The sequence below is a fragment of the Gluconacetobacter diazotrophicus PA1 5 genome (assembly GCF_000067045.1).
Taxonomy (GTDB): Bacteria; Pseudomonadota; Alphaproteobacteria; order Acetobacterales; family Acetobacteraceae; genus Gluconacetobacter; species Gluconacetobacter diazotrophicus.
Window position 1 is genome coordinate 49486 of the sequence record NC_010125.1, and the last position, 24432, is coordinate 73917.

The 24432-nt window shown below is 67.8% G+C and carries 18 protein-coding genes and 1 CRISPR repeat array; of the genes, 4 read left to right on the plus strand and 14 right to left on the minus strand.

Annotation, left to right across the window (positions count from 1 at the left end; genetic code table 11):
- The 6 genes from topA to gltX are packed head-to-tail and all read right to left on the minus strand — an operon-like array spanning position 1 to position 8267.
- Positions 1 to 2775 carry a type I DNA topoisomerase gene (gene topA, locus GDI_RS00215; protein ID WP_012222293.1) on the minus strand — a complete coding sequence of 925 codons (2775 nt, stop codon included), beginning with the start codon at positions 2773 to 2775 and terminating at the stop codon, positions 1 to 3.
- A 21-nt stretch (positions 2776 to 2796) separates the two neighbouring features.
- Positions 2797 to 3984, minus strand: coding sequence for a DNA-processing protein DprA (gene dprA, locus GDI_RS00220; RefSeq protein ID WP_012222294.1), 1188 nt, complete (start codon positions 3982 to 3984; stop codon positions 2797 to 2799).
- Complete coding sequence (gene plsY / locus GDI_RS00225; protein WP_012222295.1) at positions 3981 to 4619, minus strand: glycerol-3-phosphate 1-O-acyltransferase PlsY; 639 nt, start codon at positions 4617 to 4619, stop codon at positions 3981 to 3983. The genes dprA and plsY overlap by 4 nt, the downstream gene beginning before the upstream one ends.
- On the minus strand, positions 4616 to 5908 hold the full coding sequence (locus tag GDI_RS00230) for a dihydroorotase (protein ID WP_012222296.1): 1293 nt from the start codon (positions 5906 to 5908) through the stop codon (positions 4616 to 4618). The genes plsY and GDI_RS00230 overlap by 4 nt, the downstream gene beginning before the upstream one ends.
- Entirely contained in the window at positions 5905 to 6870 is a 966-nt protein-coding gene (locus tag GDI_RS00235; RefSeq protein WP_012222297.1) for an aspartate carbamoyltransferase catalytic subunit, read from the minus strand. Before GDI_RS00235 ends, GDI_RS00230 begins: the two co-directional genes overlap by 4 nt.
- Entirely contained in the window at positions 6867 to 8267 is a 1401-nt protein-coding gene (gene gltX, locus GDI_RS00240; protein ID WP_012222298.1) for a glutamate--tRNA ligase, read from the minus strand. The genes GDI_RS00235 and gltX overlap by 4 nt, the downstream gene beginning before the upstream one ends.
- A gap of 218 nt (positions 8268 to 8485) precedes the next feature.
- Between gltX and GDI_RS00245 the strand changes: the two genes are divergently transcribed.
- A complete protein-coding gene (locus GDI_RS00245; protein WP_012553892.1) occupies positions 8486 to 10573 on the plus strand; it encodes a ComEC/Rec2 family competence protein in 2088 nt (695 codons plus the stop codon).
- 3 nt (positions 10574 to 10576) lie between these two features.
- On the opposite strand, the gene nth is transcribed toward GDI_RS00245, so the two are convergent.
- Positions 10577 to 11263, minus strand: a complete 687-nt coding sequence (gene nth / locus GDI_RS00250; RefSeq protein WP_012553891.1) for an endonuclease III — start codon at positions 11261 to 11263, stop codon at positions 10577 to 10579.
- A gap of 223 nt (positions 11264 to 11486) precedes the next feature.
- Here nth and GDI_RS00255 point away from each other — a divergent pair, with 223 nt between their 5' ends.
- Positions 11487 to 13352: an ABC transporter ATP-binding protein gene (locus tag GDI_RS00255; RefSeq protein ID WP_012222301.1), complete on the plus strand. Its 1866-nt coding sequence runs from the start codon at positions 11487 to 11489 to the stop codon at positions 13350 to 13352.
- A 97-nt stretch (positions 13353 to 13449) separates the two neighbouring features.
- Positions 13450 to 15414: a CRISPR direct-repeat array (repeat unit 32 nt; unit sequence GTTTCAATCCACGCTCCCGCACAGGGAGCGAC).
- Positions 15415 to 15596: 182 nt separating this feature from the next.
- Here GDI_RS00255 and cas2 read toward each other — a convergent pair.
- Genes cas2 through cas5c form a run of 6 tightly spaced genes read right to left on the minus strand, consistent with a single transcriptional unit; the run spans position 15597 to position 21018 of the window.
- Positions 15597 to 15887, minus strand: coding sequence for a CRISPR-associated endonuclease Cas2 (gene cas2 / locus GDI_RS00260; RefSeq protein ID WP_012222305.1), 291 nt, complete (start codon positions 15885 to 15887; stop codon positions 15597 to 15599).
- 3 nt (positions 15888 to 15890) lie between these two features.
- Positions 15891 to 16931, minus strand: a complete 1041-nt coding sequence (cas1c, locus tag GDI_RS00265; RefSeq protein WP_012222306.1) for a type I-C CRISPR-associated endonuclease Cas1c — start codon at positions 16929 to 16931, stop codon at positions 15891 to 15893.
- The gene (cas4, locus tag GDI_RS00270; protein WP_231854171.1) at positions 16931 to 17551 is read right to left on the minus strand and encodes a CRISPR-associated protein Cas4; all 621 of its coding nucleotides are present in this window, start codon (positions 17549 to 17551) and stop codon (positions 16931 to 16933) included. The genes cas1c and cas4 overlap by 1 nt, the downstream gene beginning before the upstream one ends.
- A 44-nt stretch (positions 17552 to 17595) precedes the next feature.
- A complete protein-coding gene (cas7c, locus tag GDI_RS00275) occupies positions 17596 to 18534 on the minus strand; it encodes a type I-C CRISPR-associated protein Cas7/Csd2 (RefSeq protein ID WP_012553888.1) in 939 nt (312 codons plus the stop codon).
- Positions 18527 to 20350: a type I-C CRISPR-associated protein Cas8c/Csd1 gene (gene cas8c / locus GDI_RS00280; protein ID WP_012222309.1), complete on the minus strand. Its 1824-nt coding sequence runs from the start codon at positions 20348 to 20350 to the stop codon at positions 18527 to 18529. The genes cas7c and cas8c overlap by 8 nt, the downstream gene beginning before the upstream one ends.
- A complete protein-coding gene (gene cas5c, locus GDI_RS00285) occupies positions 20347 to 21018 on the minus strand; it encodes a type I-C CRISPR-associated protein Cas5c (RefSeq protein WP_012222310.1) in 672 nt (223 codons plus the stop codon). Before cas5c ends, cas8c begins: the two co-directional genes overlap by 4 nt.
- A 253-nt stretch (positions 21019 to 21271) precedes the next feature.
- On the opposite strand from cas5c, the gene vapB reads away from it, so the two are divergent.
- The gene (gene vapB, locus GDI_RS00290; RefSeq protein WP_012222311.1) at positions 21272 to 21496 is read left to right on the plus strand and encodes a type II toxin-antitoxin system VapB family antitoxin; all 225 of its coding nucleotides are present in this window, start codon (positions 21272 to 21274) and stop codon (positions 21494 to 21496) included.
- Positions 21496 to 21906 (plus strand): tRNA(fMet)-specific endonuclease VapC, encoded by a 411-nt coding sequence (gene vapC, locus GDI_RS00295; RefSeq protein ID WP_012222312.1) that lies wholly within the window; start codon positions 21496 to 21498, stop codon positions 21904 to 21906. Before vapB ends, vapC begins: the two co-directional genes overlap by 1 nt.
- Before the next feature lie 160 nt (positions 21907 to 22066).
- On the opposite strand, the gene GDI_RS00300 is transcribed toward vapC, so the two are convergent.
- Positions 22067 to 24415, minus strand: a complete 2349-nt coding sequence (locus GDI_RS00300; RefSeq protein ID WP_012222313.1) for a CRISPR-associated endonuclease Cas3'' — start codon at positions 24413 to 24415, stop codon at positions 22067 to 22069.
- Positions 24416 to 24432 lie beyond the last annotated feature (17 nt).

Consider the following 24432-nt stretch of genomic DNA (forward strand, 5'->3'; position numbering starts at 1 on the left):
TCAGCCGGCCTCGGTCGCCGTGCGCCGCGTGCGGGGCCCGGCACCCTCGCCGGGTTCGGCCTTGCCCTTCGCGGTCTTGCCCGTTGCCTTGCCGGCCGGGGTCTTGCGGGCGGCGGCCTTGCGCGCCGGGGGTTTCGCGGCCCTGGCCTGCGTATCGGCATCCCCGTCCGGGGCGGCTTTCTTCGCCGCGGTCTTGGCCGGCGCCTTCCTGGCGGCCGTCTTCCGGGCGGGGGCCTTCTTCGCCGCGGCCTTGCCCTTGGGCTTCAGCGGCTTGCCCTTTTCGGCCAGCAGCGCCACCGCCTGGTCCAGGGTCACGTCCTCCATGGCCTCGCCCCGGGGCACGTTCACCACCATCGTGCCATGCTGGATATACGGTCCGAACCGTCCCTTGCGGACGATCACCGGCTCGCCATCCTTGGGGTGCGGCGCGATGGTGCGGACCGAGGCCAGCTTGCGGGCCAGCACGTCCACCGCCCGGTTCAGCCCGACCGTCAGGATGTCGTCATCCTTGTCCAGCGATCCATAGACCGCGCCCATCTTCACGTATGGCCCGAAGCGGCCCAGCCCGGCCTCGATCTGCTCGCCGGTTTCCGGATGGATGCCGACGACCCGCGGCAGCGAGAGCAGGCCCAGCGCCTGGTCCAGCGTGATCTTGTCGCCTTCGATCCCGCGCGGAATGGTGGCGCGCCGGGGCTTGGCCTTCTTGTCCTCGGGGTCGGGTTCGCCCTGCTGGACGTACAGGCCCCACGGGCCGCGCCGCACGGTCACGTCCTCGCCGCCCGGCGTCTGGCCCAGCAGGCGCATGCCGTCCTTCAGCGTGTCGGCCTCGCCGTCCTCCTTGGGGTCCACCACCAGGCGGCGGGTGAACTGGCAGGTCGGATAGTTGGAACAGCCGATGAAGGCGCCGTACCGCCCCAGCTTCAGCCCCAGCCGCCCGGTGCCGCAGGCGGTGCAGACGCGCGGATCGCTGCCGTCGGGGTGCGCGGGGAAGAAATGCGGCGCCAGGTCGGCATCCAGCGCGCTGATGACGTCGGAGATCTTCAGATCCTTCGTCTGGTCCACCGCGCGGGAAAAATCCTGCCAGAAGGCCGACATCACGTCGCGCCAGTCGGCCCGCCCACCGGATATGTCGTCCAGCTGCTCTTCCAGCCCCGCCGTGAACTGCGTGTCCACATAGCGTTCGAAGAACGAGGTCAGGAACGCGGTGACCAGCCGCCCCCGGTCCTCGGGGACGAAGCGGCGGGCATCCAGCCGCACGTAATTGCGGTCGCGCAGCACCGTCAGGATCGAGGCATAGGTCGACGGCCGGCCGATCCCGATCTCTTCCATCTTCTTGACCAGCGACGCTTCGGAGAAGCGCGGCGGCGGCTGGGTGAAATGCTGGTCGGCCGCGACCTCGCCGGTTTTCAGCGCGTCGCGCTCGCGCATCGGCGGCAGCATGCGGCTGTCGTCGTCCTGCTCGTCCTTCGGCGCGGCGTCGTCCCGGCCTTCGCTGTACAGCTTCAGGAACCCGTCGAAGGCGATCATCGACCCGGTGGCGCGCAGGGTGGCGGCCCCTCCGGCATCCGCGATCTCGACGATTACCTGGTCCAGTTCGGCCGACTGCATCTGGCTGGCGACCGACCGTTTCCAGATCAGTTCGTACAGCCGCCGCTGCTCGTCATTCAGGTAGCGGGCCATCTGCGCCGGGGTGCGGCTGACATCGGTGGGGCGGATCGCCTCGTGCGCTTCCTGGGCGTTCTTCGCCTTGGTGGAATAGATCCGGGCCTTCTCGGGCACGTAGGGCGCGCCGAAGCTCTCGCCGATATGGCCGCGGATGGCGGCGATGGCCTCGCCGGCCATCTGCACGCCATCGGTTCGCATATAGGTGATCAGACCGACCGTCTCGCCGCCCAGGTCGATGCCTTCGTACAGCTGCTGGGCGGTGCGCATGGTGCCCTGCGCGCCCATGCCCAGCTTGCGCGACGCTTCCTGCTGCATGGTCGAGGTCGTGAAGGGCGGCGGCGGGTTGCGGCGGACCTTGCGCCGTTCCACCGACTGCACGGCGAAGCGCCCGGCCTCGACGGCCGCCTTGGCCGCCATGGCCCCGGCTTCGTCATGCAGGTCGAACTGGTCCAGCTTGCAGCCGGCCAGGTGCGTCAGCCGCGCGGTGAAGGCCGCGCCGCCGGGCGTGGTGAACTGCGCGGCCACCGTCCAGTATTCGCGGGCGCGGAAGCTCTCGATCTCCGCCTCGCGCTCGCAGATCAGGCGCAGGGCGACCGACTGTACCCGGCCGGCGCTGCGCGACCCCGGCAGCTTGCGCCACAGCACGGGCGACAGGGTGAAGCCCACCAGGTAATCCAGCGCGCGCCGGGCCAGATAGGCCTCGATCAGCGGCTGGTCCAGGTCGCGCGGCTGGGCCATCGCGGCGCGGATGGCGCTCTTGGTGATCTCGTTGAAGGTGACGCGCTGGACGTCCACCCCCTTCAGCAGGTTCTTTTCCTCCAGCATCGCGCGGACATGCCAGGAAATCGCCTCGCCCTCGCGATCCGGGTCAGTGGCCAGGTACAGATGCCGCGCCCCGCGCAACGCCTTGGCGATCGCGGCCATCTGCCGGCTGCCGCGCTCGTCGGCCTGCCAGTCCATGGCGAAATTCTCGTCGGGGCGGACGCTGCCATCCTTCGGCGGCAGGTCGCGGACATGGCCGAACGAGGCAAGAACCGTGAATCCGTCCCCCAGATACTTGTTGATCGTCTTCGCCTTGGCAGGCGACTCGACCACGACGACGTCAGTCATTCTGTCTCCGGATCACGCAATCTATTCCAGGGTCCGGCCGGTCTCGTCGGGCTGGGACGGAAGGACAACGCTTCCACCGGGAAGGGTCTCGATGTTGCCTGCCAGCTCCAGTTCCGACAGTACGGTCAGGATAGCCGATGTCGAGAACTGGCAGCGCCGTACGAGATCGTCAACCGGCGTTGGCGTGAAAGACAGCAGCGTCAGGATCGCATCACGGATTTCCGCCTGCCCGCCGGGACCCTCCGACAGGGGCGTCGGGGCAGGGAACGCGGGCGGTTCCGGCCAGGCCGCCTGGGTCTGCGCCACGCCGTTTTCGGGCTGTCTGCTTTCGGGCTGTCTACGCCCCTGCCATCCGGCGGGCAGCTCGGCCAGCACGTCCTGCTCGCTCTCGGTCAGGATCGCGCCGCGCCGCAGCAGGGCATTGCTGCCGCGGCTGCGCGCGTCCAGCGGCGATCCGGGCACGGCGAACAGGACGCGGCCGTAGCCGGCGGCCAGGTCAGCCGTGATCAGGCTGCCCGATCGCAGCGCGGCCTCGACGACCACGCAGCCCAGCGCCAGGCCGGCGATCAGCCGGTTGCGGCGCGGGAAATGGCGGCTCTGCGGCGCCGTACCCAGCGGGGTTTCCGTGACCACTACCCCGTGCTGCGCAATCCTGCCCTGCAATTCCGCATGGTCCGGGGGATAGGGCCGGTCCAGCCCGCCGGCGACCGCCGCGATGGTGACGCCGGCACGCATCGCGCCGCGATGGGCGGCGGCGTCGATTCCCCGCGCCAGGCCCGATATGATCGTCAGCCCCTGGCTGGCCAGCGTCGCCGCCAGGCTTTCGGCCATGCGCGCGCCGTTCGACGACGCGTTGCGCGCGCCCACGATCGCGATGCCGCATCCCGCCAGCAGGGCCGCGTCACCCAGCACCGACAGCGCCGGCGGCGCGTCGTGAATGCCGGCCAGCAGCGGCGGATAATCCGGATCGCCCAGCATGATGATCCGCCCGCCCAGGGCCGTGGTGCCGTCGATTTCCGCCGCGATGTCCTCGGCCGGCGGAATGCGCAACGCGCGGGCCCGCCCCGCCGCCCGCGCCCGGGCGGGCAGGGCGGCCAGCGCACGCTCGGCGTCGCCGTAATCCAGCAGCAATTTGCGATAGCCGACCGGGCCGACCCCCTCGGTGCGCGCCAGGCGCAGGCGGGCGGCCAGCGGTCCGGCCGGTATCACGGGCGCTTCCGTCCGATCCGGGGCTCGGTACCGTCCACCAGGCGGCGGATATTGCCGCGATGGCGGGCGATGACCAGCAGCGCGATCAGCAGCCCGCCGATCGGGATCGCGGGACCGTCCCCGGTGTGGTTCAGGGCCGCCAGCATCATCGGCATCGCCGCGAACGCCGCCAGCGCCCCCGCCGACGATATCCGCGTCAGCCGCGCGACGCCCAGCCAGATGGCGCAGCAGGCCAGGCCGGTCAGCGGCGACAGCGCCAGCACCGCGCCCAGGCCGGTGGCCACGCCCTTGCCGCCGCGAAATTTCAGCCAGACGGGGAAGCAGTGGCCGACCACCGCGAACAGCGCCGCGACCGCCATGGCCGGCCCGGTATGGAAGGGCGACAGGATGAAGCCGCACATCACCGCGAACACGCCCTTGGCCCCGTCCAGCAGCAGCGTCGCCGCGGCCAGTCCGCGCCGCCCGGTGCGCAGCACGTTGGTCGCGCCGATATTGCCCGACCCGATGGTGCGGATGTCGCCCGCCCCGCCGAACTGCGTCAGCAGCAGGCCGAAGGGAATGCTGCCGATGCAGTAGGCCAGCACGCCGATCGCGGCCAGCAGCGGCAGCGCGAAGGCCGGAATCGCGCCGTTCATGGCGCGTCCTGTCCGAAGACCATGCGTCCGGCCTTCCAGGTGCCCAATACCCGCCCCTCCAGCGCCCGCCCGTCGAAGGGCGTGTTCTGCGCCTTGCCCGGCATCTGGTCGGCTTCGACCTTCCAGGCGCGGTCGGGGTTGAACAGGCACAGATCCGCCACGGCCCCGTCGGCCAGCGTGCCGGCCCGGCTGCGCAGCAGGGCGGCGGGACGGTGGGTCAGCAGGCCCAGCGCCTCGACCAGCGGCAGGCAGCCGCCATGGACCTGCGCCAGCGTCACGGCCAGCAGGGTCGCCAGCCCCGTTCCGCCGGCCGAGGCCACGGCGAAGGGCTGGCGCTTGTCGTCGGCGTCGCACGGCGCGTGGTCGGATGCGATGGCGTCGATCGTCCCGTCGGCCAGCGCCGTGCACACCGCCTGCCGGTCGGCCTCGCCGCGCAGGGGCGGCGACAGCTTGGCATAGGTCCGGAAATCGCCGATCGCGGTCTCGTTCAGGTCGAAATAGGGCGGCGCGGTGTCGCAGGTCACGCGCAGGTCGCGCGCCTTGGCCGCACGGATCAGCGCCAGCCCCTCCGCCGTCGAGACGTGGCTGAAATGCAGCCGCCCGCGCGTCAGTTCCAGCAGCCGCAGGTCGCGGGCGATCATGATCGCCTCGGCCGCCGCCGGAATGCCCGGCAGGCCCAGCCGTGTCGCCAGTTCGCCGTCGGTGGCGCAGCCGCCGCGCGCCAGCGACGGGTCCTCGGGGTGCTGGACGACCAGCGCGTCGAACCCGCGCGCATAGGTCAGCGCCAGCCGCATCATCCGCGCATCGGCCAGGGCGCGCGGCCCGTCGGTGAAGGCCACGGCCCCGGCCTCGTTCAACAGGCCGATCTCGGCGAGTTCGCCGCCCTCGCACCGCCGGGTCAGCGCGCCGTAGGGCAGGATCGAGACCATGCCCGTCTCCTCGCCGCGCGCGCGCAGGTGGCGCACCAGCGCCGGGTCGTCGGTCGCGGGCTGGCTGTTGGGCAGCACGGCCATCGTGGTGATGCCGCCCGCCGCCGCCGCCCGCGCGGCGGAGGCCACGGTCTCGCGATACTCGAAGCCGGGCTCGCCGATCGCCACCCGCATGTCCACCAGTCCGGGGCACAGGATCGACCCGCCCCCGTCGACGATTCCGGCGCCCTCGGGCGCGCCTTCGGCACCCGGCAGGTCGGTCCCGGCGATCACGCCGTCCCGCACCAGCAGCCGCCCGGGCCGGTCCAGGCCCCGCGCGGGGTCGATCAGGCGGACGTTTTCAAACAGGGTAGCGGTCACGACTGATCTCCGGCACGCGACAGCAGGTCCAGGACGGCCATGCGCACGGCCACCCCCATCTCGACCTGCTCGCGGATGACGCTCTGGTCGGAATCGGCGACGCGGCTGTCGATCTCGACCCCGCGATTCATCGGGCCGGGATGCATGACCAGCGCCCCGGGCCGCGCGACCGCCAGCCGCTTGCGGTCCAGGCCGTAGAAGCGGAAATATTCGCGCGCGCTGGGCACCTGGCCGCCGCTCATGCGCTCGCGCTGCATGCGCAGCATCATCACCACGTCCACGTCGCGCAGCCCGTCTTCCATCGTGTAATGGACATCCACCCCCAGGGCGCCGATCGCGCCGGGGATCAGCGTGGGCGGTCCCACCACCCGTACCCTGGCCCCCATCGCCGTCAGCAGGTGGATGTTCGACCGTGCCACGCGGCTGTGGCTGACATCGCCGCAGATCGCCACCGTCAGGCCGTGCAGCGTGCCGAAATGCCGGCGGATGGTCAGCGCGTCCAGCAGCGCCTGGGTGGGGTGTTCGTGGGTGCCGTCGCCGGCATTCACCACGCTGGCCTCGACCTTGCGGGCGAGCAGCGCCGGCGCGCCGGACTGCGAATGGCGCACCACCAGCAGGTCGGTCCGCATCGCGTTCAGCGTCGCCGCCGTGTCCAGCAGAGTCTCGCCCTTGTTCACCGACGAACTGGCCACCGTCATGTTGATCACGTCGGCGCCCAGCCGCTTCGCCGCCAGTTCGAACGACGTCCGCGTCCGGGTGCTGTCCTCGAAGAACAGGTTGATGACCGTGCGCCCCAGCAGCCGGTCGCGCGGCGTCTTGCGCGAGCGGCTCATCAGCGCATAGCTTTCGGCCAGGTCCAGGAACGGTTCGATCCGGGTCGGATGCATGCCCTGCAGGCCCAGCAGATGCCGTGCATGCTGCGGGAAGAAGCGGGGTGCCGCCGCGCGCGGACCGTCGGTCATCGCGCGACCGCCCCGATCCGGGCCATCACCTCGTCCCGGCCCAGCGCCGCCAGCGTGGCGTCGATCCCCGGCGAGGTCGCGCCGCCCGTCATCGCCGCGCGCAGGGGCTGCGCCACCTGGCCCAGCTTGTGCCCGTGATGTTCGGCGAACCGGCGCAGCGCCACGTCGATCGCGGGCGCGTCGAACGGCTCGATCACCGCCAGGTCGCGGGCCAGTTCGCCCAGCATCGCCCGCGCTTCCGGCGTCAGCAGCTTCTCGGCCTTGGCGTCGAACGCCAGCGGCACGTGCCGGCCCAGGAAGGCGGCGCTGTCGGCCAGGTCCACCAGCGTCTTCGCCCGTTCCTTCAGCCCGGGCATCAGCGCCAGGATCCGCGCACGCACGGCCTCATCCACGCTCACGTCCGGCCGGTCCGCCAGCCGGGCCACGATATCGTCGGTCAGCCGCGCATCGTCCGCCTGGCGCAGCCATACCCCGTTCAGGTGCTGCAGCTTCACGTAATCCATGCGGGACGCCGACCGGCCGACGCCGTCCAGGTCGAACAGCTGGATCTGCTCGTCCCGCGACAGGATCTCGGCGTCGCCATGGCCCCAGCCCAGCCGCAGCAGGTAGTTGTTCAGTGCCTCGGGCAGGTATCCCATCTCGCGGAATTCCACGACCGACTGCGCGCCGTGCCGCTTGGACAGCTTGGCGCCGTCCGGCCCGTGGATCAGGGGCAGATGCGCGAACGCCGGCAGGTCCCACCCCATGGCGCGATAGATCATCGCCTGGCGGAAGGTATTGGTCAGGTGGTCGTCGCCGCGAATGACGTGGGTGATGTCCATGTCATGGTCGTCCACCACCACCGCCAACTGGTACACCGGGGTGCCGTCGCCGCGCAGGATGATCATGTCGTCCAGCTCGGCGTTCGCCACGCGGACATCGCCCTGCACCAGGTCGTGGATGACCGTCTCGCCCTCGCGCGGGGCACGGATGCGCACCGTGTAGGGCGCGCCGGCCGGTGCCTCGGACGGGTCACGGTCGCGCCAGTAGCCGTTATAGCGGGGCGGCCGCCCCTCGGCCGCCGCCTGGTCGCGCATCTGCTGCAGTTCTTCCGGCGTGCAGTAGCAGCGATAGGCCAGCCCCTGCGCCAGCAGGTGGTGCGCGATTTCGGCGTGCCGCGCCTGGCGCGTGGACTGGAACACCGGCTCCTCGTCCGGGGTGATGCCCATCCAGGCCAGCCCGTCGAACAGCACGTCCACCGCCTGCTGCGTCGAGCGTTCGCGGTCCGTATCCTCGATACGAAGCAGGAACTTGCCGCCATGGTGACGGGCGTACAGGAAGTTGAACAGGGCGGCGCGGGCGTTGCCGATATGCAGCAACCCGGTCGGGCTCGGTGCGAAGCGCGTGCGAACGGTCATGAGGCGGCTCCATATCATGGGATGCCGCCTGCTTAAAAGGGACTGGATCGGTTGGCTGGTGCGCCGGGGCACACGATGCCCCGGAACGAATAAAAGTCTTTTTGCCGCTTTTTCTTCAGAAAAAGAGGCGGGGCCGCTCCCTTCAACTTGCAGCGACCGGCGTCTAGTCTGCCCCCGTGGGCATGGCAGACGGACGACGCGAAGCGGACAGGGCAACGGTGGCGGACGCGCTGGCCGCGCGTCTGGCGCTGTGGCTGCCGGTGGGGATCGGCCTCGGGATCGCCCTGTATTTCTCGCTGCGGCAGGAACCGGGCCGGGCGGCCATGCTGGCCGCCGCCGGCGTGGTGGCGGCGGCGCTGGGCTGGATCGCGCGTCGCCCCTACGATCTGGTGCCCCGGGTGGCGGGCGGGGGGGCGGCGGCGGTGGCCGTGGGGTTCGTGGTGGCATGCACGGCAACGCATCGCCAGCCGCCGCTGCCGGACCTGCCGCGCCGGGCCACCATCGTGACCGGCCAGGTCGTCGCGGTCGTGCTGCTGCCGCCCCGGCCGGGGGATGACGGCCCGGCCACCCGCAGGGTGGACCTGGCCGGGGCGGTCCTGGACGATGCGATCGATGCCGGCATGCCGCCCCTGCGCCGCATCCTGCGCGTGCGCCTGCGGCCGGACGATCCGGCGGTGCTGGTCCCGGGCATGACGGTCCGGGTTCGCGCCATGCTGCGGCCACCGGCCCCGCCCGCCTGGCCCGGCGGCCCCGACCGGCAGCGCCGCGCCTGGTTCGACGGCACGGCGGGAACCGGCACCGCGCTGGGGCCGGTGCAGGCCGCCGGTCCGCCCCCGCCGCCGCGTACTCTGGAAGGGCTGCGCGAACGGGTGGTGGCGCGCATCCTGCGCGTGCTGCCGGGCGCGCCGGGCGGCGTGGCGGCGGCGGTCCTGACCGGCTCGGCCGCCACGATGCCGCAGGCCGACCGCGACGCGTTCGCCGATGCTGGGCTTGCCCATCTGCTGGCCGTCGCGGGGCTGCATCTGGGCATCGTCATGGGGTTGGTGATGGCGGCGGCGCGGCTGCTGCTGGCCTGTTCCGAACGGGCGACGCTCTACTGGCCGTGCCGGCAGGTCGCGGCGCTGGCCGGGCTGGCGGCGGGCATCGTCTATGTGGTGCTGACCGGCGCGCACCTGCCCGCGCTGCGCAGCCTGACCATGGCCGCCCTGGTGGTGCTGGCCATCCTGACGGGCCGGCGGGCACTGTCGATGCGCGGGCTGGCGGTGGGGGCGACGCTGCTGCTGCTGACCGGCCCCGCCGACCTGCTGGAGGCCCCGCTGCAGATGTCGCTGGCCGCCGTCATGGCCCTGGCGGCGGGGTTCGAGGCGACGCGGCCGGCCCTGTCCCGCCTGAGGGAACAACCCGACTGGTGGCGGCGTCCCGCCCTGCACGTCGCCCATCTGGCGCTGGCCAGCCTGCTGGCGGGGGGCGCCACCGTGCCGGTGGTGATGACGCATTTCGGCACGCTCCAGCCCTGGTTCGTACTGGCCAACCTGCTGGCCGTGCCGCTGATGGCGCTGTGGATCCTGCCCTGGGGAGTGATCGCCCTGCTGCTGATGCCGTGGGGCGCGGACCCCGTGGCGCTGGTGCCCATGGGCTGGGGTATCCGGCTGGTGCTGGGCCTGGCGCATGCGGTGTCCGGCTGGCCGGCGGCGCGGGTGATGGTGCCGGCCATGCCGTCCTGGGGACTCGCCGCGTGGATGCTGGGCCTGTGCTGGCTCTGTCTCTGGACCCGGCGCTGGCGCTGGTGGGGCGTGGCCCCGATGGCCCTGGCGCTGGCGGCGCCCGTCCTGGTGGCGCGGCCGGATGTGCTGCTGTCCCCCGACGGACGGGCGGTGGCGGTGCGTGACGGCGCCGTGCTGCGCATCGGCCCGCATCCGGGGGCCGACAAGGCGGTCGAATCCGACTGGCAACAGGCCCTGGCTCTTCCGCTGGCCTCACTGCCGCAGGCGGACGGCCGCCTCGCCTGCCGTGACGAAGCCTGCCGGATGGATGGCGGGCGGGTCCGCCTGCGCCTTTCCGCCGCCGCCCCGGCCGAGTGCGCGGGGGTTACCCTGCTGGTGACGCTGGTGCCGATGGATCAGGGCTGCCCCGCCGCCCGTACGCTCGACGGGCTGACCGTATGGCAAGGCGGCGCGCAGGCGGTCTTCCTGCGCCCGGACGGGCCGCATGTGGTCTCGGATCGTGGGGTGCGCGGGGCCAGGCCGTGGGTGCTGGCGCCGGGGCAGCATGGCATGCCGACCCTGCCGCTGGCCCAGCGGGAGTAACTGTTACCGGGCCGGCGCCACCAGCACCTTGGCCGTGTACTGGCACGGTTCCTGTGCCGGGCACCGCCAGCATTCCGGCCGCCGGGCCTTGCAGACATAGCGCCCGTGCAGGATCAGCCAGTGATGCGCCGGGCGCAGCAGCGGGGCCGGTATCCGGGCCACCAACTGGTCCTCGACCGCGCGCGTGGTCCTGCCGGGGGCCAGGCCGGTGCGGTTGCCGATACGGAAGATGTGCGTATCCACCGCCATCGTGCTGTCGCCGAACGCCACGTTCATCACCACGTTCGCCGTCTTGCGCCCCACCCCGGGCAGGGCCTCCAGCGCCGCGCGGTCGCGGGGGACCTGGCCCTCATGCTGGTCCAGCAGGGCCTGCGAGAGTGCGACGACATTGCGTGCCTTGGTCCGCCATAACCCGATCGAGCGGATATGCGCCGCCACCCCGTCCTCGCCCAGCGCGACCATGGCGGCGGGGTCGGGGGCGTCGCGGAACAGCCCCTTCGTCGCCCGGTTCACCGAGGCATCGGTGGCCTGGGCGGACAGCGCCACGGCCACCAGCAGCGTATAGTCATCGACGAAATCCAGCTCGCTCGCCGCATCGGGGTGCGCCTCGGCCAGCAGGGTAATGAAGCGTTCGACCTCCTTCAGCGTCATGCGGCGGCGGGCCGAGGCGGGGCGGGGGGACTGGGTCATGCGGTCCTGTCGTGCAATGCGGGGTCGTGGGCGTCTCTTTTCGGCCGGGCGGGGGGCGCTGTAAATCGCCGCCTCGCTTGCGTTCGCATGGCGGCGCGGCGATAGTCCGGGCACGATCGAGGGATTGCCTCCGGTTTCCATCGCAGCGCCGGACGGCCCACGCTGCCGCCCGCGGGGCCGGAGCGGATGGAAAAGGATGGCCGTCGCGACCGGCCAGGACATCATGACGGATACACAAACCGCGCCAGAGACCGCGCCAGAAACCGCGTCGGCCCGGGACGGCCGCGCGCGCAACGAATTCGCCGACGTGCTGGGCTTCGTGATCCGGCGCTGGCTGGCCTATCCCGGCGCGCTGGCCTGGACGCTGGCGGGCGTCGCGGTGGCGACGGTGGCCGACGTGGTCACGCCGCTGCTGGCCGGCTGGATGGTGGACGACGTCGCCCATGCCGGCCCCGCCGCCGTGTCGGGCGGCGTCCTTCCGGCCGTGACGCCGGCGATGGAGGCCGCGCGGCGCGGCGTGCTGTGGATGCTGGGCGGGCTGGTGCTGCTGGGCCTGCTGGGCGTGGCGGGGCGGCGCATGTCCTATCTGGGGATCACGCACCTGACGGCCCGGACGATGCGCGGCATCGCGGAAACCGCCTTTGCCCGCGTCCAGCGCTTTTCCACCGACTGGCACGGCAACACCTTCGCCGGATCGACGGTGCGGCGGCTGACGCGCGGCATGTGGGCGGTCGATACCCTGGCCGACACGCTGATGCTGATGCTGCTGCCCGGCGTGCTGGTGCTGGGCGCGACCACGCTGGTGCTGGCGTTGCACTGGCCGTCGATGGGGCTGCTGCTGGGGGTCAGTTCCGTGGCCCTGGTCACGATGTCCACATCGCTGACCCTGCGCTATGTCGCGCCGTCCGCGCGGCTGGCCAACAGGTGGGACACCCGCATGGGCGCGGCCCTGGCCGACGCCGTCACCTGCAACGCGGTGGTCAAGGCCTTCGGGGCGGAAGTCCGGGAAGAAGCCCGCCTGTCCTGGATCCTCTCGCGCTGGCAGCGCCGCACGGAACGGTCCTGGGTGCGCGGCACCAATTCGGGAAACCTGCAGAACGTGGCGGCCCTGCTGATGCGCGTGCTGCTGATTGGCGCGGTACTGGCATTGTGGTGGCGCGGCCAGGCCGGCCCGGGGGACGTGGCCTATGTGCTGACCATGGTCTTCCTGGTCCAGGGCTACCTGCGCGATATCGGGCAGCAGATCTCGATGGTCCAGCGCTCGGTGAACGAGATGGAGGAACTGGTCGCCATCTACCGCCTGCCGCCCGGGGTGCCGGACCGGCCGGATGCCCCGCCGCTGCGCGTGACGCACGGCGCGATCCGGTTCGACCATGTCGGCTTCGGCTATCGCGGCCAGCGCGGCCTGCTGTTCCGCGACCTGTCCATCGACATTCCCGCCGGCAGCCGGGTCGCATTGGTCGGCCCGTCGGGCTCGGGCAAGACGACGCTGGTGAAGCTGCTGCAGCGGCTGTACGACGTGACGGACGGCCGGGTCCTGATCGACGGCACCGACATCGCGACCGTCACGCAGTCCAGCCTGCGGGCGCAGATCGCGATCGTGCAGCAGGAACCGGTGCTGTTTCACCGCTCATTGGCCGAAAACATCGCCTATGGCCGCCCCGGTGCCCCGATGGCGGAGATCGAGGAAGCGGCCCGCCAGGCCAACGCGGCGGGCTTCATCGAACGCCTGCCCAAGGGCTACGCCACCATGGTGGGCGAACGCGGCGTCAAGCTGTCGGGCGGCGAACGCCAGCGTGTGGCCATCGCCCGCGCCTTCCTGGCCAACGCCCCGATCCTGATCTTCGACGAGGCCACGTCCAGCCTGGACTCGGAATCGGAAATCCTGGTGCAGGATGCGATGGAACGCCTGATGGTCGGCCGCACGGTACTGGTCATCGCCCACCGCCTGTCCACCGTGGTCGGCCTGGACCGCATCCTCGTCTTCGCCCACGGCGAACTGCGCGAGGACGGATCGCACGCCCAGCTGATCACCCAGGACGGCGGCCTGTATCGCCGCCTGTTCGAATTGCAGTCGCTGGATGGGTAGACCGACAGCAGCTTCTCTCGGGATGGTCGCTGAAGTGAACCCGAGTCCTTGTATAGCTTCGATCTATGCCCCTGCATGCGAGGCGCATTCTTGCCGTGTTTTAATCCCCGCTTCCGCGTGGGGAGCGACGACAACCTTGCGACTCCTGTCCGACGCGGTCGGCGTTTCAATCCACGCTCCCGCACGGGGAGCGACGGGTGCGATCCTCCGCATGGTGCAGGAGGACATCGTTTCAATCCACGCTCCCGCACAGGGAGCGACCGCCTCGTCGATGATGACGGGCGAATTCATCACGCCGTTTCAATCCACGCTCCCGCACAGGGAGCGACGATCACGCGCACGCACCGCAGCCACTCGTCGTAGGGTTTCAATCCACGCTCCCGCACAGGGAGCGACCAACTGTCCGATATCTCGGCCAATCTCTCCAACGGTTTCAATCCACGCTCCCGCACAGGGAGCGACCGTTTCTCGATACGCGGTCCAATCCCCTCCTTCTTGTTTCAATCCACGCTCCCGCACAGGGAGCGACCAACGTCTCCGACCCTTGACGTGGTCTCACGCCTGTTTCAATCCACGCTCCCGCACAGGGAGCGACGAGCCGGGGACGAGCGTGTAATCCTGCTGCGCCGGTTTCAATCCACGCTCCCGCACAGGGAGCGACCATAATCCTGAAACGGATGGCCGAGCTTGAGAGTGTTTCAATCCACGCTCCCGCACAGGGAGCGACTGGGCGGTCCATGCGGTCGGTCTGCATGGACGCCGTTTCAATCCACGCTCCCGCACAGGGAGCGACCCCGAAATATTACTTGAGCGCGCGGGCCTGTCGGGGTTTCAATCCACGCTCCCGCACAGGGAGCGACTCCCTTGCGAAGGAAGCGATGTCAAGGCTAGGTGGTTTCAATCCACGCTCCCGCACAGGGAGCGACCCCGCGGCAATGCGCGCGCCCAGTGCGCTGCGTGGTTTCAATCCACGCTCCCGCACAGGGAGCGACCCGGCCCGGTTCACACCGTCCCATGTTTCGGCGACGTTTCAATCCACGCTCCCGCACAGGGAGCGACGCTCTGCGAGGTGCTGAATGCGCGCTGTCGCGAGTGGTTTCAATCCACGCTCCCGCACAGGGAGCGACATCGGCCAGCCAGAGGTGATCCGCATTTCAGTCAGGTTTCAATCCACGCTCCCGCACAGGGAGCGACCTGGGTCCGCTGATCGGGCGCGAGATCGACCTACTGTTTCAATCCACGCTCCCGCACAGGGAGCGACATCAGCGCACATTCCGACACCTTGTGAATGGCATCGTTTCAATCCATGCTCCCGCACAGGGAGCGACGGCGTGTTGAGCCGGTTCCCCCAAGTCGGGTTACGTCGGTTTCAATCCACGCTCCCGCACAGGGAGCGACGTCACGTTCGATAAGCATAACCGCCCCCTTCACTCGTTTCAATCCACGCTCCCGCACAGGGAGCGACGATTCCACCGCTTCGGTGTGGTCGTCTTCCTCGAAGTTTCAATCCACGCTCCCGCACAGGGAGCGACGATCGGTGAGCGCCAGCGGCAGAGCGACACGGCGTTTCAATCCACGCTCCCGCACAGGGAGCGACGATTCCACCGCTTCGGTGTGGTCGTCTTCCTCGAAGTTTCAATCCACGCTCCCGCACAGGGAGCGACTCATGTCGTGGTCCTGACCATAGTCTTCGTCCAGGTTTCAATCCACGCTCCCGCACAGGGAGCGACAATCCGATCCTTGCGCTGCAATCGTGTATACGTCAGTTTCAATCCACGCTCCCGCACAGGGAGCGACAACAGGAGGGCACCCATCTGTGGCGCAAATCTGTGTTTCAATCCACGCTCCCGCACAGGGAGCGACCTTCTGTTCGGCATCGCCGGCGCGTCTGGTTCCGGTTTCAATCCACGCTCCCGCACAGGGAGCGACAAGATCCATGTCCTTCCAAGCGCATTCCCTAAATGTTTCAATCCACGCTCCCGCACAGGGAGCGACGGGAAACGAACCGTGATGTCGTGGCGGAAAGAAAGGTTTCAATCCACGCTCCCGCACAGGGAGCGACGGCGCGCATACTATCATCTTGTCAAGAAAAGGGAAAATGGGTCTGTTCCGCGAACCATCGCCAGATTGGTGCAGTGAGTATGGCAAGCGATCTGCGTTGGGGCATAACACATTGATAGGAAACCACATGGTAGATGCGCGAATCGGCAGGGGTTTGCCCAACAGCTTTCGTATCGCGCAGGATCAGAACAGAAGCGGTCCATCCAGGTCCAGGACGGGCTTTGCACCGATATGTTCCACCCGCTGCTTTCCTTTCGCTCCAAGCTGATAGAAGCGCAGGCTGTCCTTTGTGGTGTCGGTCTCTGCGATCAGGCGCGCCCGCAGGGCCGTCCAGCGTGCGGGGTCCACCTCGCATTCAAACACCGAATATTGCACGCGCTGGCCGAAATCGAGGCAGGCGCGTGCTACGCGCCGTAGCCGTCTACGGCCTGCCGCATCCTCGGTGTTTACATCATAGGTAATCAGCACCAGCATCGCCTATTTCCACACGAATGCTGGGTAACCGTCCAGTTCGCCACGAAGGTGTCGGGACAGAAGCAGCGCTTGGACATGTGCGACAAGGCCGAACGTCAGGGACTCATTAAGGAATGGGTGCCGCAATTCCTTCTTCTTGCGGTCCTGCCAGGCTACGAGAACCGTCTTGCGGGCGTCGTCGTTCAGCAGGACGGCGCCTCCATCGCTGACGGTAAAATCACCTGCCGCGACCTGCCGTCGATTGATCAGGCTCACGGCCAGTCGGTCAGCCAGAACGGGGCGCAATTCCTCCATCATGTCCAGTGCCAGGCTATTTCGTCCCGGCCGATCCGCATGCAGGAAACCGACCTGCGGGTCCAGACCGACGCTTTCGAGCGCGGAGCGGCAATCATGTCCCAGAACGGCATAGAGAAACGAGAGCAGGGCATTCACGCGGTCGAGCGGCGGCCGCCGCGACCGGCCACCGAAGGTGAATGCATCGCCTTCGACCCGAATCAGAAGATTGAAGATTCCGAAATAGACTTGCGCCGCCTCGCCCTCCATACCCCGTGCGGTGTCCACATCCGGGGCCTGGGTGATATGGCGCACGATAATGGTCAGGCGCCGTTCGGCTTCGTCCAGTCGGGTCCTCTCCTGCGCATTCAGTCCAGGGCCGTGGTCGCGCAGGGCCCGGCGGATGACGGTGCGTTGATTGGCGGCCTTGGCGGCGACCATGTTTCGCACGATCGGCAAGGCGCGTTCGGTACTGTCTGCCGTGCGATACTGGGTTCGTCGCAGCAACACGTTGCCGCTTCTTGGTCCCTCGACCCGGGCGAGGAAGCGCCCCTGTGGGGAGAGCCATGACAGCGCGAGGCCCGATTCCGCGCAGGCCCCCATCAGCGCCGGTGACGCACCGATCCGGCCAAAGCACATGATCCCGTCCAGCAGATGCATGGGGGCCCGACCGCGCTCCTGGCCCTCGACTTCGACCACCACATTGGCGCCATCCTTGCGCAGCCAGGCATCCTCGGTCGTCACATAGATGGTATTGAGGTGGCGGCGCATCACGCGTTGTCTTCTTCCAGCAGTTGTGTCGCAAACCAGCGGCCGATTGAGGGAGGCTTTTCCAATCGGCGCGGCTGGCAGGCGTGCTGCAGGGAGCATTGATTGCAAGAGGCCTTGTAGACAGGCGGTGGAGTCAGGCAGTCCGCGATCATGGCGCGGACCTTCCGCGCGGTTTGCTCGGTCAGCGTACGCAGGGCACCATCGAACACCACCACCGTGCGCCGCCGGGGCTGGCCGTAAAACAACGCGCCCTCCGGCACGGAATGTCCGAACATGTCTTCCAGGCAGATGGCCTGGGCGCAAAGCTGGACCTCATCGGCGCGATGGGCCTTGGGGCGGCCGCGCTTGTATTCGACCGGATAGGGCACGGCGGCGGTCTCGACACCGTGGAATTCCACTGCATCGGCCTTGCCGAAGACACCCAGCGTCAGCGACCGTATCGTCAGCGCGCGGACCGTGCGTACGCCTGTCCGGCGATCGGGACGGCCGTCATCCACCCGTTCGTGCAAAATGCGGCCCTCCGCCGTCGCACCATTTTCCGCCCAGATCCGCTCGACATGGATCAGCGCGCATTGCCTGGGGCAGAACAGATGATGCTGCAAGGCGGAAATGGGAACCAACGCGTCTTCGGTCGCATTATCGGGCGGGGCGTGCATCCGGGCGCTTACCGTTCGATGATCTCGATTCCCGCCGGTACTGCGTCCCGGTCGATCAGCACCTGATAATCGCCCCAGGCCCGGGCAGGCGGCCAGTTGTCGATGGCCGCACTGCCAATCGGATGTGCGCTGCCCTGATAGGCGCGTTGCACCGTAACCCGATCGAACAAATCCTGGGCCCGCGCGTTACCCAGCGCCGATTCATGGCGGAATACGATCAGCTTGCGCGTTGCCATCTCTCCCCGCGCGGCGGATCGGTCATGATCGAACATGCCGGTCAGGGCCTCCAACAGCAGTTCGAGGTCCGATTCCGAAAAACCTGTTCCCTTGACGGGATGCGATGCCAGGGGGGCGGAGATGTAGCCATGCATGCGATACAGCCCGTAAGGCACGATATGCTTGCGCCCCATTGTCCGGCCACCCTTGCTTTCGGCGTCGGCCTCGGTCGTGGCGGCCATGCGCGTGATGGCGATTTCCAGCGGCAGGACCGGCTCCACCGAACGGGCGAACGAAAACTGCACCGGCCCGCGTACCTGTCCCGAATTGACGCTGGTCGTCATCACCGCACCGAACGTCCTGATGTCCCAGAAATTGGTGCACATCCATCGTGTCAGGGCGCGTGCCTTGTCCTCGTCCTTCGGAAGGGTCTTGAAGGACTCGTCCTTGGTCACTTCAGGCATGATTGCGTTCCATGCCTTTCGGTGCTGCCTGTTCAGGGCCATCCCTTCGCTCATGTATATTTCGAATCCCGGCATGTCGGGCCGGGCCAGCGACACGTAGTTCCGGACCTTGCGTTTCAGCGCGACGTCGGACACCAGGCCCTGATTGGTTTCCGGGTCCAGGCGCGGCATGTTGCCGGCATCCGGGTCTCCATTCGGATTTCCGTTGGTAACGTCGAAGAACAGTACGAATTCATGGCGATTCTGCATGGCGGTCGCTTCAGTCATGGGTTGCATTGTCCTCGATGTCCTGCTCGTCGTCCTGCAAGGCGGTCTCGGCCATCCGGCCGCCAATCCTCTCCCGACGCTGGTGGTAATAGCCGATGGCGAATTCTCCCTGATGTTCCAGGGATAATGCGCGGGGCAGCACGTGGGGTCCGGACGGCGTGATGCGTCCGAAAATCTCGTCCAGTTCGCGTTCGATCACGCCGGCCCAACCGGGGGTCCGCTTGCGGACGTTCGACAGGTGGTTCTGGCTGTTGCGGATGATGACGGGAAAAATACTGGCCGGTGCGGCCGAGGCCGCGGCGAAGTATTTATCCCGCATTGTCGCTTTCACGCCTATGCCCAGCGCAGCCCGCTGCGCCAGTTCGTAAACGGCGAAGAGGCGGCCGAGTTGATACCCGATACTGGGGTAGTCCCGATTGAGGCTCACAGGAACATCTCCATTGTCCGAAGCATTTTTCGTCAGGCGTCGCCGGCGCTGCAGCACGGCACGCAGGGCGGCGGCATGCCAGCCCGTTGCCGGATCGTCGCCCGCGCGCAGCCGCATCAGGATCGCGGCCAGCCACGTTCGCGGATAGGGCGTGCCGGTCAGGATCGCACGCATGATTTCCCCGGCCAGTAGTGGCGGAATGTTGTCGTATTTGTCCTGTGCCGCCACGGTGCGCGCCAGCAGCAGGTTGACGGTGGGTGGACGCGACCACGGGGATGGCGCAATGCGGGTGTCCTCGTAATGCTCCGCCAGGCGATGGGCGAAGACATCCAGGCTATCCGACAACCAGAAACGCACCGACAGGCGTGCTGCGTTGGGCGACAGGCCCATAACGTAAAAACGTGTATCGGGTGGGATGTCCGGCCGTAATTGCGACAGGGGGCGGCCTTGGGCCAGCGCGGTCAGTTCCTCGCCGATCCGGCGCGCGGCATCCGCGTCCAGCAGGTTCGGCGCAATCGCCTCCTGAATCCACGCATCGGCCTTTTTCGCGACCTGCGCATCGCTGCCATCCGCCCAGAATATCACGGTCGCGTCCCCGATCGGCCGCCGGAGCCGGTTGGGCCCGTCGCGTGTCAGCAACCGGTTCAGCGCGGCCCCATAACGAAAGGCGGCCGCCTGCGATGTCGGAGCGTTGTCGCCTTGCTTCCGGTCATAGGAACAGAATGCATCGAGATTGAACGATACCAGGCTGGCCCCGGACGTCTGCGCGCCTTCCACGCCTTTGATCGTCGGATGTAGCCGGGCCGGCGCCGCCCGCTGCCCCGTCACCAGACAGAATGATTGCCGTTCATGCCCGTTATCGAGCGCCGCCTCGACCAGTCGCTGCGCCGCCGGGCGGCGATGAAGGTAGTCCCTGTCGCCCTCCAGGCGGAACATGATGTTCGCGTCCAGCATCTCCGCCGGGAAGAGGGGCGTGTCGAACTGCGCGGGCGTCCAGCGTTCCAGGAACCGCCGGAATGCGACCAGGCCCACGTCGGATGTTTCCGCCATCCGTTTCAGGTTGAACGCGACGAAGGCTTCATGCTCCTGCGCGGTGCGCTTGCCGGCGCCGGCGGTGCGGCCCAGCACGTAGGATGTCTTGTCCCACAGGAAATTCGGCGCGATGCCGGACGCGCGCTTGACGGCAGCCGGGACAAGGAACAGCCGGGGACGGGGCTTCCTGCCGTCATGGTCGTGTTGGTCCAGCACATCGATCGGCTGGCCTTCCGCGTCGATCACGACGCACCAGCCGAATTTCTCCCGCCCCCAGCCAGGGTCCTCGGCATCGTCCATGCGGGCGTAGAAATCGACCAGTGCTTCCAGTGGGCCCGGACGCTTCTGGATCGTCATGCGATCAGGTCCGGACTGTCGGCCGCCGGCACCGCAATCACGCCGCTCTCGATGCAGGCACGGAAAAAGCGCGGCGTGCGCTGGTCCGCGAAATCGATGTCGTGCAGCATCCAGCCCAGATCGACCGCTTGCAGATCGGGCGGAAACGCCGAGGCGGGCAGGGGAGCTTCCTCGGCAATCAATGCGAAATCCGCCGGAAATTCCCGCGTTCCCAGGCAAGGGCGATGGAAACATTGCCCCTGCGTGGCCCGCCGGTTGAACATGCTCAGATGCTTCGCCGCCGTGTCGCCCGCGCCGGCCCGTGCCGTCAGGGTGAAGTGCGCCTCGATGACATAGGCTACGTCGACCAGGATCGTCGCCGCCCGCTGCTGGCGATTCTCGTCGACCGCCAAGCCCAGGCCCGATGTGTGGCCAGCAGTCATGGCCCGGGCCGCGAGGACGGCGCTCACCTTGGCCCCGACCTCGTTCCGGCGGATCGACTGGAAGCGGATCGGCTTCAGGACATGGATGCGGTCGATATGCCAGCGAATGGCCGGCTTCCAGTGGATGGCTTCCACGATGCCCCGCGCCGCCGATGGCGTCAGGACATCATACGACACACGCTCCGATTTCAGTTCGGGTCGCGTAAAGCATGCGCGTTCACCCCAGACATGGAGTCGAATACCCATCAGGACTGGCTCCGTCTGGTTCTGGTGTTTGTCTTATGACAATTCCACAGGCGTTACTTGGGATTATCTTCTCCAGGTCGGAGAGGCGCAAAGCACAACTTTGTGAAGATCGTCATGATATCCCATCATGACGATCACATAAAACGAAAATGATATTATGATGGTGGGGTTCGAAGGACCGAGCGGGCTAAAGAATATGCTACGCGGTTGAATTGGATATGCTGTATGTATATCCATACAGGAGGCGAAGCCGATGCTCACGCGCACGACCTTGTTTCTCTCCAATCGTTCCCAGGCGGTTCGCCTGCCGAAGGCCGTGGCCTTTGGAGAAGGCGTGCGGGAGGTGGTGATTGTTCCCGAAGGCCCGCGTCGGATTATCGCGCCCGCTGAAGCAGCCTGGGACGATTTTTTCGCCGCTCCCGGCCTGGACCTGGGGGAACGCAGCCAGCCGGCGATGCAGGAACGGGAGCGCTTCTGATGCTGCGCTTTCTGCTGGACACCAACTTGTGCATCCGTGTGTTGCGGGACCGGCCGCAGGGCCTGCGGGCGCGGTTCAATGCCTACGCCGAAGACCTCTGTATCTCCGATGTCGTGCTATACGAACTGCTCTATGGGGCGGAGCGGTCGTCCGATCCCGTGCGTGTCAGGCGAGAGGTCGAGCATTTCGCGGACAGACTGAATGTCCTGCCGTTCGACAGCGCGGCGGCGTCCCATACGGCCGAGATCCGGGACGATCTCGAACGCAGGGGCTGCGTGATCGGCCCCTATGATCTGATGATCGCGGGACACGCCCGCAGCCGGGGGTTGGTGGTCGTCACAGGCAATCTGGGCGAGTTCAGGCGCGTTGCGGGGCTCAGGGCCGAAGACTGGTTCACGAATGTTGCCTGACGGGTATCGTCACGCGATCAGACCTTTGACCCGGACGATCCGCACAAGGTAAAATTATCATTGGTCGCTTTACCCGAAGCGTGGATTGAAACGTTTTCTGTGATGCGCAGGATGCGGATATCGGGCGGTTTCCGGCCGTGTCCCGGCCGGAAACCGCTGTCTACCACACATTGCTTTCCGCATGGCGGAACGTGGGATCATCCAGTTTCAGACCCCGGCGGGCATCGTAAAGATCCATTGATTCCAGGTAGACGAACCGGTCGCCATACGCTTCGGGCTTGACGGTGCGCAGGGCGCCGGCGGCCAGCAATTTCAGCCGGATGGGCGCGGGGACCGGCACGCAGTATTGTTGCAGGCGCCGCATGAATCCGGCCGGTGGGACGGGTGCGTGGTCAAGGGCATGCAGCATTTGCCGTACGGTTTCGTCCCACGGGATGATGACGGACTCCATGACCGTGTCGATCATGCGGAAGGCCCGTGCAATCGTGGCATACGGATAGGTGTGGCCGGCACCCGATTGCGCGATGGCCTCCAGGATTGCGTAGCGCACGGTGCCGATCCGCGCGGCGTCCAGGCCGTCGTGTCCGTGCGTGTCATGGCTATGTTGGAAATACAGTTCGCGGAAATAGGCATGAATGGCTTCCAGGCTCAGCGGGTCCAGTCCCTGGCGCAGGATCGGACGCGTGGCCTGCCAGAAGGGGCGCATGGCACGCACAAGCCATGGCTGCGTGGGGTCGGCAGGGTCAGGCGTCTCGAACACCACCACCGGGCCTGGCTCGTCCAGGCGGCCCTCGCGATTGCATCGTCCGGCGGCCTGCGTGATCGAGGATAATCCGGTGGCTTCCCGCCAGACCTCGGGGAAATCGACATCGACACCGGCTTCGATCAGGCTGGTGGAGACCAGCCGGACAGGCCGTCCGTTTTTCAGATCCTGGCGTATGGCTACCAGGGTGGCGCGCCGATGGAGCGGGCACATCAGCGTTGTCAGGTGCCGTGCACCGTCCTGATCGGCAATGGCGGTGAACAGATCATGCGCGTGCGCCCTGGTATTGACGATGCACAGCATCTGTTCGCGCACCGCGAAACGCGCGGCGATCTCGCCGTCGGATACCGGTTCCTTGCGCCAGGTGACGGTAGCGCGGCGCAGCGCGTCATAGAGCGCTGCGGGTTCGGGGGCTAGTTCGTGCGTGTCTTGGATATCCAGCCCCGCCCGGCGTCCCTTTCGCCCAGGCGGCAACGCGTCGTCGATCTGCCGCAGGGCGGATTGCGTGGCGGTACACAGCACGATGCTCACGCCGTAATTGCGGGCCAGTTCGTCCAGGACCGCGAGGCAGGGGCGCAGTAGATGCAGCGGCAGCGTCTGCACCTCGTCCAGGATGATCACGCTGCCTGCAATGTTGTGCAACTTGCGGGCCTGGCTGCCCCGTGCCGCGAACAGCGATTCGAAGAACTGCACGCTGGTCGTGACGATAATGGGTGCGTCCCAGTTTTCCGCGTCGCGCCGTAATTTCGCCAGGCCGTCAGCGCCTTCGGCTTCCTCGTCGTTCTCGCCGGCCGGCGCGCGTCGGTCCCAGTCGAAATTCGAATGATGTTCCAGGATGCCGTCCGTCGTACCCAGAGCCTCGCGAAACACCGTCGCCGTCTGCTCGATGATCGATGTGAACGGGATCACATAGATCACGCGGCGCAGCCCATGCCGCACCGCATGGTCCAGTGCAAAGCTGAGCGAGGCGAGCGTCTTGCCCCCGCCTGTAGGGACCGTCATCGTGAACAGGCCGGGTCCGAGGGCGGCCTTGCCGATCGCATGGTCCAGAATCCGGCTGCGCAGCCGGTTCAGCGGTGTATCGTCCCGCCGCCGTGTCTTCATGAACCGTCGGATGGCATCCAGATGGGCCTGGGTGATCGTTCCGCCGCGCGCGGGTGGCGGCAATCCTGCCGATTCCGCGTAATATCCTTCGGTGGCGATGAAATCGGCATCCGTCAGGCAGGAAAACAGCATGCGGACGAAAAACGAGGTCGCGAATCCCGGATAATCCGTGCTGGCGACCGGCGGCGACTCGTCCACCAGATCCTGCAGGGTCGGCCGCGCGGGACAATAGTCCGGCCAATTGTCCGAGGCCGGAACGGCATAAGCCTGCTCGTCCAGGCGTTCGTTCAGCGACCGTCCGGGGCCGTCATGGCCCGACCCGTCCATCAGGCCGGAATGGTGCCCCGCGATGGCAAAGGCCAGCAGCCGTCCCAGCGGTCCATAGGACGCGACCACGGCGCGGGCGCCCGCCGTGCTGTGGTCAGGTCCGTGGCACGGCCCGGGCTTACGAATATAGTCTTGGTAGGCCGCCGAACATTTCCCGATATCATGCAGCAACCCCAGCGCCCGGCCCTTGTGCGCGGCGCCGAACACGGCGGCGAATTGCTCGGCCAGGGCCGCGACACGCAGCGAATGCGCGCGCAACGTTTCCCATCGTTCTGTCGAGGGGTCGTCAGGGAGCGAATGAGCGAAGATATCCATGACGAGCGGGCCTCCCG

What these genes read in the sequence shown, in the direction of transcription:
- cas2 (WP_012222305.1), bottom strand. Translation starts at nt 15,887, where the DNA reads ATGCTGGTGCTGATTACCTATGATGTAAACACCGAGGATGCGGCAGGC.
- cas7c (WP_012553888.1), bottom strand. Translation starts at nt 18,534, where the DNA reads ATGACTGAAGCGACCGCCATGCAGAATCGCCATGAATTCGTACTGTTC.
- cas8c (WP_012222309.1), bottom strand. Translation starts at nt 20,350, where the DNA reads ATGACGATCCAGAAGCGTCCGGGCCCACTGGAAGCACTGGTCGATTTC.
- GDI_RS00235 (WP_012222297.1), bottom strand. Translation starts at nt 6,870, where the DNA reads ATGACCGACGGTCCGCGCGCGGCGGCACCCCGCTTCTTCCCGCAGCAT.
- GDI_RS00300 (WP_012222313.1), bottom strand. Translation starts at nt 24,415, where the DNA reads ATGGATATCTTCGCTCATTCGCTCCCTGACGACCCCTCGACAGAACGA.
- cas1c (WP_012222306.1), bottom strand. Translation starts at nt 16,931, where the DNA reads ATGCGCCGCCACCTCAATACCATCTATGTGACGACCGAGGATGCCTGG.
- vapB (WP_012222311.1), top strand. Translation starts at nt 21,272, where the DNA reads ATGCTCACGCGCACGACCTTGTTTCTCTCCAATCGTTCCCAGGCGGTT.
- plsY (WP_012222295.1), bottom strand. Translation starts at nt 4,619, where the DNA reads ATGAACGGCGCGATTCCGGCCTTCGCGCTGCCGCTGCTGGCCGCGATC.
- GDI_RS00255 (WP_012222301.1), top strand. Translation starts at nt 11,487, where the DNA reads ATGACGGATACACAAACCGCGCCAGAGACCGCGCCAGAAACCGCGTCG.
- gltX (WP_012222298.1), bottom strand. Translation starts at nt 8,267, where the DNA reads ATGACCGTTCGCACGCGCTTCGCACCGAGCCCGACCGGGTTGCTGCAT.
- topA (WP_012222293.1), bottom strand. Translation starts at nt 2,775, where the DNA reads ATGACTGACGTCGTCGTGGTCGAGTCGCCTGCCAAGGCGAAGACGATC.
- nth (WP_012553891.1), bottom strand. Translation starts at nt 11,263, where the DNA reads ATGACCCAGTCCCCCCGCCCCGCCTCGGCCCGCCGCCGCATGACGCTG.
- cas5c (WP_012222310.1), bottom strand. Translation starts at nt 21,018, where the DNA reads ATGGGTATTCGACTCCATGTCTGGGGTGAACGCGCATGCTTTACGCGA.
- vapC (WP_012222312.1), top strand. Translation starts at nt 21,496, where the DNA reads ATGCTGCGCTTTCTGCTGGACACCAACTTGTGCATCCGTGTGTTGCGG.